This window comes from Leifsonia aquatica (assembly GCF_014190775.1).
In the GTDB taxonomy this organism is placed as follows: domain Bacteria; phylum Actinomycetota; class Actinomycetes; order Actinomycetales; family Microbacteriaceae; genus Leifsonia; species Leifsonia aquatica.
In genome coordinates, this window is the sequence record NZ_JACHVP010000002.1 from 291,406 (window position 1) to 306,388 (window position 14,983).

Annotated in this window: 14 protein-coding genes and 1 tRNA gene; 13 read left to right on the forward strand and 2 right to left on the reverse strand. The window is 63.7% G+C overall.

The genetic code is table 11. The features are described 5' to 3' along the window. The first annotated feature begins 200 nt into the window (after positions 1-200). The 8 genes from FHX33_RS11265 to FHX33_RS11300 all read left to right on the forward strand — a co-directional run bounded on the left by FHX33_RS11265 (position 201) and on the right by FHX33_RS11300 (position 7,502). Positions 201-935 (forward strand): hypothetical protein, encoded by a 735-nt coding sequence (locus FHX33_RS11265; protein WP_021762988.1) that lies wholly within the window; start codon positions 201-203, stop codon positions 933-935. A 324-nt stretch (positions 936-1,259) separates the two neighbouring features. Beyond that, positions 1,260-1,526, forward strand: a complete 267-nt coding sequence (locus tag FHX33_RS11270; protein ID WP_021762989.1) for a helix-turn-helix domain-containing protein — start codon at positions 1,260-1,262, stop codon at positions 1,524-1,526. Positions 1,527-1,683: 157 nt separating this feature from the next. Continuing rightward, positions 1,684-2,268 carry an 8-oxoguanine DNA glycosylase gene (locus tag FHX33_RS22265; protein WP_420870876.1) on the forward strand — a complete coding sequence of 195 codons (585 nt, stop codon included), beginning with the start codon at positions 1,684-1,686 and terminating at the stop codon, positions 2,266-2,268. 340 nt (positions 2,269-2,608) lie between these two features. After that, complete coding sequence (locus FHX33_RS11280; protein WP_081703958.1) at positions 2,609-3,892, forward strand: PfkB family carbohydrate kinase; 1,284 nt, start codon at positions 2,609-2,611, stop codon at positions 3,890-3,892. Then, positions 3,880-4,512, forward strand: a complete 633-nt coding sequence (locus FHX33_RS22270; RefSeq protein ID WP_021762993.1) for a 7-cyano-7-deazaguanine synthase — start codon at positions 3,880-3,882, stop codon at positions 4,510-4,512. Before FHX33_RS11280 ends, FHX33_RS22270 begins: the two co-directional genes overlap by 13 nt. A gap of 647 nt (positions 4,513-5,159) precedes the next feature. Continuing rightward, positions 5,160-5,573 carry a 6-pyruvoyl trahydropterin synthase family protein gene (locus FHX33_RS11290; RefSeq protein WP_081703959.1) on the forward strand — a complete coding sequence of 138 codons (414 nt, stop codon included), beginning with the start codon at positions 5,160-5,162 and terminating at the stop codon, positions 5,571-5,573. Beyond that, positions 5,570-6,280, forward strand: a complete 711-nt coding sequence (locus tag FHX33_RS11295) for a 7-carboxy-7-deazaguanine synthase QueE (RefSeq protein ID WP_021762996.1) — start codon at positions 5,570-5,572, stop codon at positions 6,278-6,280. Before FHX33_RS11290 ends, FHX33_RS11295 begins: the two co-directional genes overlap by 4 nt. Positions 6,281-6,296: 16 nt before the next feature. Next, a complete protein-coding gene (locus FHX33_RS11300) occupies positions 6,297-7,502 on the forward strand; it encodes a hypothetical protein (protein ID WP_021762997.1) in 1,206 nt (401 codons plus the stop codon). Positions 7,503-7,620: 118 nt separating this feature from the next. On the opposite strand, the gene FHX33_RS11305 is transcribed toward FHX33_RS11300, so the two are convergent. Continuing rightward, complete coding sequence (locus FHX33_RS11305; protein WP_155829018.1) at positions 7,621-9,543, reverse strand: hypothetical protein; 1,923 nt, start codon at positions 9,541-9,543, stop codon at positions 7,621-7,623. A 128-nt stretch (positions 9,544-9,671) separates the two neighbouring features. Here FHX33_RS11305 and FHX33_RS11310 point away from each other — a divergent pair, with 128 nt between their 5' ends. Further along, complete coding sequence (locus FHX33_RS11310) at positions 9,672-10,508, forward strand: hypothetical protein (RefSeq protein WP_155829019.1); 837 nt, start codon at positions 9,672-9,674, stop codon at positions 10,506-10,508. A 210-nt stretch (positions 10,509-10,718) separates the two neighbouring features. On the opposite strand, the gene FHX33_RS11315 is transcribed toward FHX33_RS11310, so the two are convergent. Then, positions 10,719-10,802, reverse strand: a tRNA-Leu gene (locus FHX33_RS11315). Between the two features lie 195 nt (positions 10,803-10,997). Between FHX33_RS11315 and FHX33_RS11320 the strand changes: the two genes are divergently transcribed. From FHX33_RS11320 to FHX33_RS11335, 4 genes are read left to right on the forward strand one after another with little or no spacing between them, the layout of a single operon-like run. After that, on the forward strand, positions 10,998-11,738 hold the full coding sequence (locus FHX33_RS11320; protein WP_021763000.1) for an FhaA domain-containing protein: 741 nt from the start codon (positions 10,998-11,000) through the stop codon (positions 11,736-11,738). Then, positions 11,735-12,331: an FHA domain-containing protein FhaB/FipA gene (locus tag FHX33_RS11325; protein WP_183428527.1), complete on the forward strand. Its 597-nt coding sequence runs from the start codon at positions 11,735-11,737 to the stop codon at positions 12,329-12,331. The genes FHX33_RS11320 and FHX33_RS11325 overlap by 4 nt, the downstream gene beginning before the upstream one ends. A 2-nt stretch (positions 12,332-12,333) precedes the next feature. Next, complete coding sequence (locus FHX33_RS11330; RefSeq protein ID WP_039921683.1) at positions 12,334-13,584, forward strand: Stp1/IreP family PP2C-type Ser/Thr phosphatase; 1,251 nt, start codon at positions 12,334-12,336, stop codon at positions 13,582-13,584. After that, complete coding sequence (locus FHX33_RS11335; RefSeq protein WP_021761974.1) at positions 13,568-14,980, forward strand: FtsW/RodA/SpoVE family cell cycle protein; 1,413 nt, start codon at positions 13,568-13,570, stop codon at positions 14,978-14,980. The genes FHX33_RS11330 and FHX33_RS11335 overlap by 17 nt, the downstream gene beginning before the upstream one ends. Positions 14,981-14,983: the final 3 nt, after the last annotated feature.

Here is a 14,983-nt window from a genome sequence, read left to right on the forward strand (position 1 = left end):
GCCAGGCGCGGGAACCTCGTCCGTGTGTCGCCCCGCCCGCCCGTGGTCTCCCGCGCATCGGGCCGGCTCGCTCACCCACACGACTCCGCACAGACGACCGCATCCTCTGGCTCGGTCGACGAGCGTTCGCGTACGCCCGTTTTGGGGGGAGACTGAGGATCTGTCACGTAGCTACGCTCGGCTCCGAACCGAGGAGCACCATGCCAGATCACCAGAACCACGAATCATCGACCGCTGAGGCGGACGACGCCGGACTCACCAGGGATCAGGTTGGCTCCACCCCGGAGGCTCCCCCGGACAGCACAGTGGAAGATCGCATTCCCCTCGAAGTGACACTCGCCGAGAGCTCTGAGGAGCCTGCTCCCGCTCCCGCGGTGGCGAAAGGCTCGGTCTTCACTCGCACGGTGACCATTCGTGCGGCAGCTATCGCCGCGGCCGCTCTGCTCTTGATCGGCGGTATCGCCGGTGGTGTGATCGGATACGTGGCCCGGCCGGCGGTGGCAACGACTGCCGAGTACAAGGCGATGCAGCACGAGTTACAGCAGGCGCTGTCCGACACGAAGTCGCAACTGGCGATCTCAACGAACGATCTTGACGCCGCGAACCAACACATCAGCGATCTCAGCGCCCGCGAAGCCGCTCTGACTGCGGGCGAGGCGAAGTTGAAAACAGATCAGGCGACCCTCGAGGCTCAGACGAAACAGGTTCAGTCGACCCAGTTCGGGGACGGTATCCACGTCGTGGGTGCTACCGTCACCCCGGGCGTCTACTCGATCAGCAACGCCAGCAACTGCTACTACGCGTGGATGTCCGGCACGGGATCGGATGCCGGCATCATCGACAACAACATCGTTTCCGGACCGTCCGTCGTAACGCTGAAGCCGGGCGACATCTTTGAAACCAGCCGCTGCGGCACCTGGACGAAGATCGGGTAAGACACTTCCGGCTTCCCGCGCGAGCCGATCACCGTCGCCCCCACACCGCACATACAAGAAGGGCCGGTCCGACGTTTCCGTCGTACCGGCCCTTCGTTCGTGGGTGCTTCAGCAAATCCGGGATGCCTTGCGTCTAGGAGCCCGTAGCAAGGTCTGCTGGCGGACGTTCCAGCTTAAGCCGTGAATTTTTCCAGCTGAGATGGAAGGAGCCGATCAAGAGGTCATTCCAACGGGGCCACCTTGCGACGGCTCGTCGCGCTTGTCGCGATGCCCGCTCGGCCATAATGGTGTTGAATGCAATTCAAATACGCGTATAATAATTGCATGGCACGGACCGCTCTTACGGACGATGAGCGAGCAGTTGGTGTCCGCCTGGGCGAGGCGCTACGACAGCGGCGCGGCATTGCACAGCTCTCGCGCGAGGGAGTCGCCCGGGATGCTCACATAAGCGTTGAAACACTGCGCAAGGCTGAGCAAGGCCACAGCCCAGCTATCTCGTTCCTGGTGCTACATCGCATCTGTCGGACGCTGGGGCTCAGCCTCGACGCCCTGGCGCAGACCTTGACCGAACCTGTGGAGGACATTGATTGACGTGACGATCACCCAATTCGGAGCGTCCCGTCTGAAAGACGGTGGGCCTACGGTCCGGCTCGAGCCGTCGTTATCCCAACCCCGTGAAGTCGCATGGGGACAACCCTGGCAGCATGGAACAGCGGCCTACTGGGTACGGGTCGCCGAGCAATCCGCCATGGCGCCCTCAGGACACCGGCTCGGCGACTCTCTCGAGGAGGAAATTGCCGCCTGCATCCTCGGTGGTTATGGATTACCGTACGAGGTCGGCCTAGCAGCGTATGAAGTAGTTCGACGGAACGTCCTCGCGTCGAGTACGCGTCCGCCAGCTGATCTACTCGAACAGCTGCTGTCGGCTCCACTTCGGGTCGGCGGCCGAAGCGTTCGCTACCGGTTCCCCCGGCAACGAGCTCGCCGTCTAGCCGGTGCATTGGATTTCCTTGCCGAGCATGACAGACCAACGTCGCCGCGTGAGATTCGGGACTGGCTCGTCCTCGCCCCTGGTATCGGGATGAAAACCGCCTCGTGGATTGTCCGCAATCATTGGGCAAGCGACGAGATTGCCGTGCTCGATGTTCATGTCATCCGAGCAGGAATTGCTGCGGGCATTTTCCCGAAAGAGGCTGACCCGCGGACGGGGTATCGCGAACTTGAGGAACTCTTCATACTCTGGGCTAACACCGGTGATGTGTCAGCCGCCACGCTAGACGCTGTCATCTGGTCTGAACAGGCATATTGGTCGCGAGTTCAAAAAGGACTCTGACCACGATCGAGGGGGCTCGAATGAGTGGGAGTGACGGACCGTCCGGAACCGGCGGACAACCTGGCGGACAGATAGTCAATGACTGCGCGAGCTTGCAGATCGACGATTGGGTCCAGTCGCCCGAGAGCGGTTACCCCTTCCACGACGGCCTGGTTTTCACTCTCCGTCTGGACCCGGACATTCCCCCGACCATCGCACTCATTGACACGGCAGGTGACGAAGTTGGGGCCGTGCAACCTCGACCTGCTTTGATTCGTTGCCTTCAGCGCGGCGTGGGCTTCCGTGCCATCGTGACTGACACAAGCGGGGGCAGCATCCAGATCCACGTCGAGGCCACCAGTTGATCATCGTCGGGGGCGCCTACTCGGAAGAGGTGGCGTACCCGGAGCGGCTTAACCCGCTAGGTGGGAGCGGCGTGCATGCGGCTCGGATCCTGCGCGATTGTGCGCCGACCTTGATCACCGCCGTCGAAAGTTCGGCGGCCGGGCAACTGGCCGAACTCGCGCGCAATTGGCCGAGCGCACCTCTCAATCTGGGGCGGGATAGCGCGGTGGCCTTCGACTACCTGACACCCGTGAGTACGCCGACGATCACGGGACTGCAAGCGAGGCTTGCCCAAGCGGTGGACGTCGACCACGATGACGTTTTGGCGTATGGGATGATCGAACACGCTCCATCGCGAAAGATCCGCGCACGGCGCGCTGTGATCGACTCGCAGAGCCCCCGAGGCGCTGGCGACCCTTTCATCTCCGAAGTGGACGCCGAGCGAACTGTCCTGTCGGCGAACGCTCGCGAAATCGCCGCATTGGCTGGCGGTGTTTCCGATGTCGCTGTCGCAGCTGCCGCCGTCCGCCAGAGAATGGATTACGAAGCCGTCATCGTGCGCTGCGGAGCTCGAGGTTTTCTCGTAGTCGACGAGCACGGTCCCCTTTGGTCGAATGCTTCACCCACACCACTGGTTTGGTCGCTAGGCACTGGCGATGTGTTCTCTGCGGTTCTCGCGAAGACCTGGTTTGACGGCGCCACCGTCGGCGAGGCGGCCGCGATTGCCTCAACCTGCACCGCCTGGTGGTCAAGCACAAAGAATCCCGACATCCCTGCGGACCTGCTGCAAGGCGGCTCAATTTTCGACCATTTCGGGATACCACGCCCTCAATTGTTCGCCAACGCCTTCAGACCCCGCATCTACCTCGCCGGACCGTTCTTCTCAGCTGCCGAGCGCTGGTTGGTGGAACTGGCGAAGGGCGTCCTGAGCGGGTTGGGCGGTGTGCCTTGGAGCCCGTTCCATCAGGTGGGTACAGGCGGCATGGAGGTCGCAGAGAAGGACATCAATGGCCTCCGTGAGTGCGACGTCGTGTTCGCCTTATTGGACGGGTACGATCCAGGCACGGTTTATGAGCTCGGTTGGGCTCACGCGCTCGGAATCCCTGTTGTGGCTCATTCGTCGCAGGTGAACGACGAGGCAAACAAAATGATTATCGGCATGGGTGGAGAGCTCCACTCCGACCTAACCTCGGCGCTTTACCGCGCGGTCTGGGTGGGACAGGGCGCCAACCATCGGCCTGGCCGGCATGCGTTCCCCGTCGACGCGGAACTTCAGGCGGGAGCAGCATGGCAAAGCTAGTCGGCGACGCCGTCGTGCTCCTTTCGGGCGGCGTCGATTCAGCTGCCCTGGCGGCATTCACGCGGCCGGCGTTAGCGTTGTTCGTCGACTACGGTCAGATTCCAGCGAGAGCAGAAGCGAGAGCGTCGAGAGCTATCGCAGATCGACTCGGGGTTCCCTATCGGGCTGTGCGCCTCCCCCTCAATGATTTTGGCGGTGGCCTCCTGCTTGATGGTGTGCCGCTCGACGACGCACCGAGCCCGGAGTGGTGGCCATACCGCAACCAGTTCCTAGGCACCGCAGGCGCTGCAATAGCGTTACAACACAATCTCACCAAGGTGCTACTCGGCTCGGTCCGAGGTGATGGCGACCGCCACATGGACGGATCACCACAGTTCTATCGAGCCTTGACCACACTGACCTCACTACAGGAAGGCTCAGTCCAGGTAGAAGCCCCTGCACTAGAACTTACGACGGTCGAATTGGTGCGAAAGGCTCGCCTCGATTCTGCGATCCTCGCTCTCACCGTTTCTTGTCATCGCGCAGCCCGCCCATGCGGAGACTGTCCCGGGTGCTGGAAGCGCCAGCAGGTCTTCGCCGAACTCGACGTCTTTCAGCCGACGGTGACATCCAATGCTTGAACGAGCGCCATTGCCAGCCCAGGAACGTAACACTACGGGTCTCGATCTACTCGATGCTTCGTTTCTGATCGGCCGCGAGGGGCCGTCAATAGAGCTCACTCTCAATCGCCGACCCGAGACCACCTTCGGCCATATGCTGGCGACTCGTCGTAGCGTTCGGCCCGACGAACCGTGCAGCCTGTCGGACATCATCGACCTGCTCTGGTACCTGCACCTGCCGACGACATCATGGATTGCAGACGACGGCTATCGCGAACGCCAAATGCCGGCACCGTCGGCCGGAGGACGCCATCCGCTGAGTCTGCTTGTAGTTGCCACTAGCTTGACGGATAGTCCTCCAGGGGTGTGGGCAATAAGCCCAGCCGACAAGCCGGTGCTCGTCCCCGTCGAAATCCCCGCCGAAACAATAGGGAAGATCCTCGCGGCTGCAGCGACCGCTCTACGCGCCTCTGAGCCGCCACCGGTCCTTCTGGTCGCGGTAGCCCGATCTGCGCGCACTCTCTCCAAGTACCCGTGGGGGAAATCTCTTATTTGGCGTGACGCAGGCGCACTACTGAATACAGCGCATCTAGTCGCGCACGACCTCGACCTCGACTCCTGCCTTGTCGGTATATCGGAAACCGTCTGCATTCCCCTCCCCAACACCGATGAGCAGCTTTACGACGTCGGAGCGTTGGCGGTGGGAGGAAGGACCACAAATGCAACCGCTGAGGACTGAGATCAGCTTCGAGTTCACGTTTCAGGCGGCGCACACGTTGCCGTGGCATTCCGGCAAGTGCCGCAATATGCACGGGCACAGCTACCGATGTGAACTCTTCTTTGCCGGACAACTCACCGATGAAGGAATCGTCGTGGACTTCGATGCCGTCGACTCCTTCGTCGCCGGTGAACTGATGCCGGTCCTCGACCACACGTATCTCAACGACAGCATGCCCAACCCCACCGCTGAATTGATCGCCGCCCGCATCTTCCTGATCGCTGATGCTGCCGGCCTCCCCATCAGCGGGGTCAGGCTTTGGGAGACGGCAACCTCGTCGGCGATCGTTCGACCAACCCCATGACAAAGACCGCGCTCCACCTCAACGAGATGTTCGTCAGCATCCAAGGTGAAGGGCCACATGCAGGCGAACCAGCGCTCTTTGTCCGCACCGCCCTCTGTAACTTGAGCTGCGAGTGGTGCGACACCGCCTACACCTGGGACTGGGCCCGATACGACAGAGCCTCCGAAGTCCGAACCGTCGACGTCGAACAAGCGTCGAGGCTCGTCCTGAGTGAGCTGCCCGCGCATGTTCGGCTGGTGATCCTCACTGGCGGGGAGCCGCTCCTTCAACAATTGGCCCTGACGGAGCTCATCTCCGAGGTGCAAGAAGAACGCCCGGATGTGCGATTCGAAGTCGAAACGAACGGCACTCGCGCGCCGTCACCGGGCTTGAGTGCCCTCGTGGCTCTTTTCGTCGTGAGCCCGAAACTCGCACACTCTGGGATCTCCTCCGGGCGCCGCATCCGGCCGGCCGCATTGAACGCTTTTCCTCCCGGACGCTCGGTACTCAAGGTCGTCATCCGTGATGGGGCGGACTTTGCAGAACTCCATACCGTCGTCGAGGCGTGCGGTTTTGATCGGGATGCGGTGTGGGTAATGCCGGAAGGAACAGACCCGGCGCTGCTGCACGCGCGCATGGCAGAACTCGTCCCCTTGTGCATCGAACACGGTTATAAGGTCACCGGGAGGCTTCACGTCACGCTTTGGGGCGACAAGCGAGGCAAGTGAACGAAGGATCAGTGACATGGAACCGTTTGAAGCGCTAGCAACGCTGGCTTCAGATCATCGTGTGCGGTTCGATGGCTCTCCTTCGCTTGCCGCGGCGGTACGGGAAAAGACCCCGAGTTCTCGGCTGAGGCCGGCCATGAACCTTGACGGGGATCAGGTGATGACGCCGGACACCGTCCTCTCACGGCTGGCACTCTCCACACCTTTGGACCTCTTAGATGACCCGTTCCACCTGTTCCGACGTTGGGCAGCGTTGAAGTACCTGGGGGCGTTCGAGAGCGTCTTGGAACCCTTTGAGTATCATCCCCGGCTTGGACTGTCCACGCGGACTCGGAAAGTCCGCGCGAACCAGCGTCGCGTGTTCAGTGAAGAACTTGGTATCGGGTTTGCGATTGAGGCAGGTGTTCGATGGCTAGCCAACGGCATTCCGGACTCAATCATTCGAACGGTCGACGTTGACAACATCGAAGACACAATCCCAGGAATTGCAGGATTGATCACTTCGTCCTCGAATCGGCGTCCCGACTACATCCAACTCCGTAGCGTCCCGTTCCAACCGAATATTCTGCTGGTGACGGCGCTGGAGGCGAAGGGGTCGAAGTTTGACAATCAAAGCCTGCTCCAACTGGGGAACGCATCTGAACAACTCGACGCTCTGACCATCGGCGGAACGCCAGTTCCCGGTTTGGCCTCAGCCGCTGTATTGAACGACTGGTCGGTGAAGGTCAATGTGTTGGAAACGTCGTGGCCGGCCGGCGACCCGCTGCCTGCCGTTGATGCCGCGCACGCGTTCGAGCGCGGGCCCAGGGATGGCGGTCAGACAATCGAAACGTTCACGGCTGCTGCATTGGTCACGTCCTGGGCTACTCAGGCAGCTGTGGTCGGCAACGAAGCCGCCTATCGTCGCTGGTCGCCACAACGCCGGGACGAGCGACGGCTTCCTCCACGAGATGTCGTCCAGACGGACGTGGGTCCTATCGCAGGGGTCAGGTACGTCGCACCAATACTTGGTGGCCTTATCGAAGCGGTGATAGGTCTCCCAGTTGACCTGGACGATGTACTTACAGAGGCTCCACCCGAGTATTTACTCTCAGCGCAAGCCCAGCGTGCCAGGGAGTTGCGAGCGACACTCCAAGAACGCCGGACCAGTGCAGGTGATGAGCCGACTACGGTCCTATCTTCGACGTCGGACGGATTAGTCATGACGCTGCGCGCTCTCTAGCCTCATATGTGGATGAGCTCGCTCGCTGAGCGCGTAAGGTTTTGTGCCCTTGTGTCGTGTTTCGCGAGGCGACGTAGCTTCTGGCGTGCATGCGACACGCTGCCCTGTAATTGCGATGTCACCCGCGCCGCTTTGGTAGGAATTGCGATAGCCGGGCCAAAACCCCACCCAGTGATCCGAACGATGCGCCAGACTGATGGACCCACACAAGACTCCAACGGCGAACAAGCGATGCACCCTGCGCCACGTAGCCGATCGGATCCCGCAGACGGGACAGGACCTCGCTCCGCGAAGCTGCGGTCGCACGAGGCGAGCTGAGTGTCACCAAGAGTGCTGCAACCCGCAACAGTAACGCTGCCTCTTCGCGCCCCAAAGACAATTTGTGCCCGTGCGCAATCGCGTTTCGTAACGTCGCCACTGGATTCCGGAGGGTTCGTAACCAGTCCTGGTCGAATCCGTTCACCTCTAGACGCTCCGCATAGACTTCCAGGCTGGGGAAGTGGCCTTCAGCGTCACCGGTCTCAATCCGGAACAGCGGCTCGCCAATCGCGAGGAGCACCCCTCGAGCGCCAGCTTCCACAAGTGGAAAGGCCGCACGACCGGCATCCGCGTAGCGGCCGTCCCAAAATGATGCAACTGCTTCGCCGAGAGCGGTTGCGAGCTCAAAGTCACTGCCGAACCGAGTGGCGAGGTGTTTCGCGAGCGCTTCTACGGTGGTCTCGCCGTACTCCGTGCGGATCGATTCAAGTTCATTCGCGACCATGATGCTGTAGGTCTTAGCCGCCATCAGCTCTAGCCGCTCCAACATCTCGTTGGCAGCTGATTCGGGGCCTGCGGACGAACGGATGGGAAGTCCCTCCGGGCTGATCTCGATGCGGGAGACCAGTTGAACGGCGCCACCGCTGCTGAGCTCACGCGCCTTCGCTAGGTTCGCTTGGTACGACCCCGTTAGAGGCGGCCCTGCAAGCCAAATCTCGAGCGCCGACAGAGCGTCCCTCGACCATCGAAAGCGCGAGAGGCGCCCGTCGAAAGCATGACGAGGAAGTAACAGATCTGTAGTGATCGAGTTCAATCCGAGGTCGTCGACCGAGATCGTCTGTAGCAAGGTGACCGCTGCTTCTCGCAGATCGGTTAAACCGTACTTCTGGGCCGCGGCCGCTGCTTCCCTCAGCCAACTCATTCTCAATAGACCGTCGCTGGACTCTGCTAGTCCCAGATACCCGTTCACGAGCGAACGCCTCGCGGAGTCCCTCTCTTCCGGCGTTGTTGCAAGCTGCTCTCGGACCTCAAAGACCGCCTCCAGCACCGTCGGTGACGAACCATGCGCATCCTCGATTGCATCTACCAACTCGACGACATCGCTCCGGTCGGGATCAGCGAAGTCAGCAGTTCTCGGAGGCACCGCCAAAGGCTCGACGGGGCGAAACAGGACTCCTGCGGGGACATCCGACGTCACAACGAATCGCTGCGCCAGCTCGAACAGCATTCGCCTCGCGTTTGCCTCGGATGGCAGCGAGAACTGTCGCGCCAGGCTCCATGCCCGCCTCAGACACGAGGCCCGGAAGTATGGTTCGAGATCGCGATCTCCCCCCAGCGCCAAGTACGCTTCCGTTAGCGAAGTTGCGGATGCCAGACCTGTTCTCTTGCCCGTGGTGAGAGCAAGGTCTGAAAACTGAGCCCGGGGAAGCGGATGGGTCAGTCGGTCTGCAAGATCAGCCCAGAAGGTCTTCTCACCGTCGTCGACGACGTCCAGAGCAGGCGGCCAGTCGCCCGCGGCAGAGGAGAACCGAAGTCCCAATGTGATGGCGCCGTACTTAGACGGCTGAGCCTCGAAGTCGTATGACAAGGCACGTTCTGCCATCACCAGCCCAGGAGTCCGTTCGACCTGCAAGCCGGGCTTGGTATGCGCCGTAGTTAGCCGTTGCAAGAGGTCCCACGGGTCGCTAGCGCTCTCGGCGAGTTCGTCAAGTTCCGCGGCCAGGGCATCCAACTCGCCATCCGCGAAGCCAGTAGTTCCGTCTCCGCTGTCGAAATCATCCAACGGTGTTCTGCTCCTCGAGACGTGATGGTCCAGGGCACTCACACTATCGGCGCACGCGGTCTCTGCGGACGGCGTGAAGCTGGCCCTCTCTCGGGATGGTCGGTCAGGCAGCTCGAAGGAGCGCAGCGGTGCCAGCGGCAGGAGTTGTCGGCACGAAGCTCGTGTGCGACTACAAGAAAAACGAGTTCGGCCAGCAGAGCGCTTACGCCGAGGCGGACATCATCATGGTCGACGGTTCCTGGTACGTGAAATGGATGTCCCAGGAACTCGTCAACGCGACCAAGGAGTATCGGCAGAAGCTCGAGGCCCTCAACGCGGGCATCGACCGCCGAGCACTATCGAAAGAAGCACGGGCTGCGCTGAAGGGGAAAAGGAAGGCGCTCGAGACAAACTACGTGGCTCAGCTCGAGTCCCGAGAGGAGTACCGACTCAAGCCGCACGGTCTACCGGACGCTGATGGGTACCAGCGCTTCACCTATCCGAAGCCTGGGTACATGGCGTTCGACCCTGCGACCGGGGAGCGAGTCCCGCCAAGCAAGTTGCCCAAGCTGCCGTCGAGTGTCAGCATTCCCATCGACGTCGGCGTAAGTACGGAGAACTCGACTGGGGAACAGCCGCCTGCTGCTCTCAAGTGGTGGCAGAAGTTTCCACACGCCACCCCGCTCCACCAGCGTTGGTATGGGATGCGGAGCATGGTCGAGAGCTTCAACAAGGTCTTGAAGGGCGCTCGGTACGAGAACCTCGGCGACCCCGGCAAGCGTTCGGGTCGTGGCTTCGCGTTTCAGTACCTCGTCTCCACCCTCATGGCCGTCTCGGCGAACATCCGCAAGATTGCCAAGTTCTTCGAGAAGGATGCCAAACGACAGTTCGGCGGACCTTTGCCTCGTACCCGACGACGCAAAACGGCGACGGGCACTGCGCTTGAGCGTCGGGAAGCCTCTCCCCCGCCCGACCCTCCGCAGTAGCTACCACTCGAACTAACTGCTCCACCACCTGCGCACAGAAGGCGCCAGCCTGCCCTCGGGCAGGCTTTTCGGCTTTCTGGCACCGATTCCGATCACGATCGCCGCGATCAACACGAAAGGCCGGCCCGACGTTTCCGTCGGACCGGCCTTTCCTCGTTCGCTTGGAGCATTTCATGATCCGGTCTCCCGGAAATCCTGAACTACCCTTCGTGCGCGAGGGGGGACTTGAACCCCCACGCCCTTTCGAGCACTGGCACCTGAAGCCAGCGCGTCTGCCAATTCCGCCACTCGCGCGAACCAAGGAAGACTAACACGGCAGCCGTCCCGACCACGAATCCGGGGCGCTCCGTCGGCGGGTGCACCGTGGCCGAGGGGCTCGCGCGCCTGCATCTCGGGGTGTATCTTCACCGGACGGTCAGGCGCCGGGAGGCCTCTTCGCAAGGGTTCCGACTAACATGCATGTAGCTGGCGAGCCGGGAGCGGGAGACTGTGGGCATACTGGACAACTTCGAGCGGGGGCTCGAGCGCGCTGTCAATGGCGCGTTCGCGAAGACCTTCCGTTCCGGTCTGCAGCCGGTCGAACTCACGAGCGCGCTGCGCAAGGAGCTCGACACGAAGGCCGCCGTCGTGGCCCGTGACCGGGTGCTCGCGCCCAACCGTTTCGTGCTGCGGATGTCGCCCGCCGACTATCAGCGCATGCATTCCATGGGCGCCGCGCTGACGGACGAGCTCATCAGCTTCGTGCAGAAGCACGCGACGACCCAGCACTACCAGTTCGCCGGCGGCATCTCGATCGAGCTGGCGCAGGACACGGACATCTCGGTGGGGATGCTGCAGGTCGACTCCGAGAACGTGAAGGGCGACGTCGCCTGGACCCCGGTGCTCGACATCAATGGCACCCACTACCCGATCACGCGCGCCCGCACGGTCGTCGGCCGCGGTGGCGACGCCGACATCACCGTCGACGACACGGGCATCTCGCGCCGCCACGTGATGATCACCTGGGACGGTCACCGCGCCCAGGTCGAGGACCTCGGCTCGACGAATGGCTCGAAGCTCAACGGTGAGCCCGTGCGCAAGGGCATCCTCGAGCCGGAGTCGGTCGTGACGATCGGCCGCACCCGCATCGTGTTCCGCGTGCTGCCGCAGGCCGCGCCGAGCCGCCCGCAGGCGCCCGTCGACGACGCGACCCGCCGCCACGACGCCGGCAACTTCTGGAGCACCTCGTGAACCCGAGCGAGCTGACACTGCTGGTCCTGCGGTTCGGCTTCCTGCTGCTGCTCTGGCTGTTCGTCTTCGGCATCGTCTACGCGCTGCGCACCGACCTCTTCGGGCAACGCGTCCGCAAGCTCCCCGAGGCCCAGGCGGCCGCGACGCCCCCCTCGCCGTTCCCGGCCTCCGCCGCGCCCGCTCCCCCGGTCGGTGCAGCCGCCGCGGCCGCCGTCACCGAGCCGGTGCAGCGCCACGCCCCGGTCTCCAGCCTCCCGTCCGGTGCGAACACCGTCACCGGTGGCACGAACGCGAGCGTGCAGACCGCGCACCGCCTCGTCATCACGTCCGGCCCGCGCGCCGGCACCGAGCTCTCCCTCGGCCGCGACCCCATCACGATCGGCCGCTCCAGCGAGTCCGGACTGGTCATCCGCGACGACTACACCTCCACCCACCACGCCCGGCTACTCCTCTGGAACGACGAGTGGATGATCCAGGATCTGGACTCCACGAACGGCACGTTCCTCGACGGCCGCCGGGTCACCGTCCCGACCCAGGTCCCGCTCGACACCCCGATCAAGATCGGGACGACCACCTTCGAGCTGCGACGGTAGCCGTGGCGAACTCCAACCGAGCGGCGGCGCTCTCGCACGTCGGCAAGATCCGATCGAACAACCAGGACTCCGGCTACGCGGGTCACGGGTTGTTCGTCGTCGCCGACGGGATGGGCGGCCACGCCGGAGGGGACGTCGCCAGCGCCATCGCGGTCAACCGCATCCGCGAGGCGGACACCGAGTACGCATCGGCGACCGAAGCCGAGTTCGCGTTGCAGTCCGCGCTGATCGCCGCGAACTCGCTGCTCGCCGAGACCGTGTTCGAGCACCCCGAACTCACCGGGATGGGCACCACGGTCAGCGCGATGATCCGCGTCGGCGACCAGATCGCGCTCGCCCACATCGGCGACTCCCGCATCTACCTCTATCGCGACGGCGAGCTCAAGCAGGTCTCGACCGACCACACCTTCGTGCAGCGGCTCGTCGACAGCGGCCGCATCACCGAGGAGGAGGCGATGGTCCACCCGCGCCGCTCCGTGCTGATGCGCGTGCTGGGCGACGTGGACGCCTCCCCCGAGATCGACACCTGGGTGCTCGACACCAAGCCGGGCGACCGCTGGCTGATCTGCTCCGACGGCCTCAGCGGAGTGGTCAAGAACGACGAGCTCCAGGCCGCACTGGCGACGCGCGACGCGCCGAAGCAGGTCGCGGAGAAGCTCCTCAAGCAGAGCCTCGACGCCGGCGCCCCCGACAACGTGACCGTGGTCATCCTCGACATCGCGGACGTCACGCCCGGCGACGTCGTGAAGGACCCGGTGACGGTCGGCTCGGCCGCTGCCCCGCTCCAGTTCGGCGAGCCCAAGCCCGCGACCCGGGCGTCGCGGCTGCCGACCCTGCGCCTGCACCCCGTGCGCCCGTCGTCCGGGCCCACCCACTTCGAGCCGCAGTCAGAGGACTACCTCGACGAGCTCATCGAGGAGGATGCCCGCCGCGCCCGCCGCCGCCGCGTCACGTGGATGGTGGGCCTCGTCGTCCTCGTCCTGGCGATCGTCGCAGCGGCTTTCATCGGCTACCAGTGGACGCAGTCGCGCTACTTCGTCGGGGCGTCCTCCGCCGGCAAGGTCGCCATCTTCCAGGGCGTCCAGCAGGACCTCGGCCCCATCAGCCTCTCGCACGTCTACGAGGAGACCCCGGTCGTCGTGAACGACCTCCCGGCCTACGACAAGCAGCTGGTGAAGCAGACCATCAACGCGGACGACCTCACGGCGGCCCGATCGATCGTGGAGCAGTTGAGCGATGCCGTCAAACAGTAGCGTCGCGGAGTCCCGCTCGACCGCCAGAGCCACGTCGAAGGCCGCCACCGGCCCGGTCAAGCGGCTGCGCCTGCCCGCCAAGCTCCGCAACCTCGAGCTCTTCCTGCTCCTCATCGCCTGCGCGATCAACGCGGCCGCGGTCGTGCTCGTGCAGCTCGGAGCGATCGGCCACGTCGACCTCACCCTGGTCTACCTCGGCGCCGGGCTCTCGGCGCTGGTGATCGGGATGCACATCGCCCTCCGCTTCGTGGCGCCGCAGGCCGACCCGTTCCTCCTGCCGATCGCCACGGTGCTCACCGGCATCGGCATCGCAGAGATCTACCGCATCGACATCCACTACGGCGACGCCGGCTGGGACAGCGCGGGCGTCAAGCAGATCGCGTGGACGGCGATCGCGATCGTCTGCGCGCTCGCGGTCATCATCGTCATCCGCAACCACCGCGTGCTGCAGCGGTACACCTACATCTTCGGCTTCGCCGCCCTGATCCTCCTGCTGCTGCCGATGCTGCCCGGCATCGGCAAGGAGATCTACGGCGCGCGGGTCTGGATCGGGATCGGTCCGTTCAGCTTCCAGCCGGGCGAGATCGCCAAGCTGTGCCTCGCGATCTTCTTCGCCGGCTACCTCGTGCAGGCCCGCGACTCGCTCTCCATGGTCGGCAAGAAGATCCTCGGGATCCGCTTCCCGCGCGCCAGGGACCTCGGCCCCATCCTCATCGTCTGGCTGATGTCGATGGCCGTGATCGTGTTCCAGCGCGACCTCGGCACCGGTCTGCTCATCTTCGGCCTGTTCCTCGTGATGCTCTATGTCGCTACGGCGCGCATCAGCTGGGTCATCCTCGGCGTGCTCCTCATCGTCGGCGGCGCGATCGTCGCCAGCCAGGTTCTCGTCTACGTGCACGACCGGTTCGAGAACTGGCTCAACCCGTTCGCGCAGAAGGTCTACGACGCCGACGGCGGCAGCTTCCAGCTGGTGCAGGGACTCTTCGGCCTGGCGCACGGCGGCCTCATCGGCACCGGCCTCGGCCAGGGCCAGCCGTGGGTCACCCCGGTCTCGCAGAGCGACTACATCATCGCCAGCCTCGGCGAGGAGCTCGGGCTCGCCGGCCTGTTCGCGATCTTCGCCCTCTACCTCGTCTTCGTCGCCCGCGGCCTCCGCATCGGCTTCGCCGGCCAGGACGACTTCGGCAAGCTGCTGGCGGTCGGCCTCGCGTTCACCGTCGGCCTGCAGTGCTTCATCGTGATCGGCGGTGTCACCCGCGTCATCCCGCTGACCGGTCTGACCACGCCGTTCCTCGCCGCCGGCGGCTCGTCGCTGGTGGCCAACTGGATCATCGTCGCGCTGCTCCTACGCCTGTCGGACACGGTCCGCAATCAGCCCCGTCTGGTGGTGAGCTAGCCC

What these genes read in the sequence shown, in the direction of transcription:
- FHX33_RS11265 (WP_021762988.1), top strand. Translation starts at nt 201, where the DNA reads ATGCCAGATCACCAGAACCACGAATCATCGACCGCTGAGGCGGACGAC.
- FHX33_RS11270 (WP_021762989.1), top strand. Translation starts at nt 1,260, where the DNA reads ATGGCACGGACCGCTCTTACGGACGATGAGCGAGCAGTTGGTGTCCGC.
- FHX33_RS22265 (WP_420870876.1), top strand. Translation starts at nt 1,684, where the DNA reads ATGGCGCCCTCAGGACACCGGCTCGGCGACTCTCTCGAGGAGGAAATT.
- FHX33_RS22270 (WP_021762993.1), top strand. Translation starts at nt 3,880, where the DNA reads ATGGCAAAGCTAGTCGGCGACGCCGTCGTGCTCCTTTCGGGCGGCGTC.
- FHX33_RS11290 (WP_081703959.1), top strand. Translation starts at nt 5,160, where the DNA reads ATGAGCAGCTTTACGACGTCGGAGCGTTGGCGGTGGGAGGAAGGACCA.
- FHX33_RS11295 (WP_021762996.1), top strand. Translation starts at nt 5,570, where the DNA reads ATGACAAAGACCGCGCTCCACCTCAACGAGATGTTCGTCAGCATCCAA.
- FHX33_RS11300 (WP_021762997.1), top strand. Translation starts at nt 6,297, where the DNA reads ATGGAACCGTTTGAAGCGCTAGCAACGCTGGCTTCAGATCATCGTGTG.
- FHX33_RS11335 (WP_021761974.1), top strand. Translation starts at nt 13,568, where the DNA reads ATGCCGTCAAACAGTAGCGTCGCGGAGTCCCGCTCGACCGCCAGAGCC.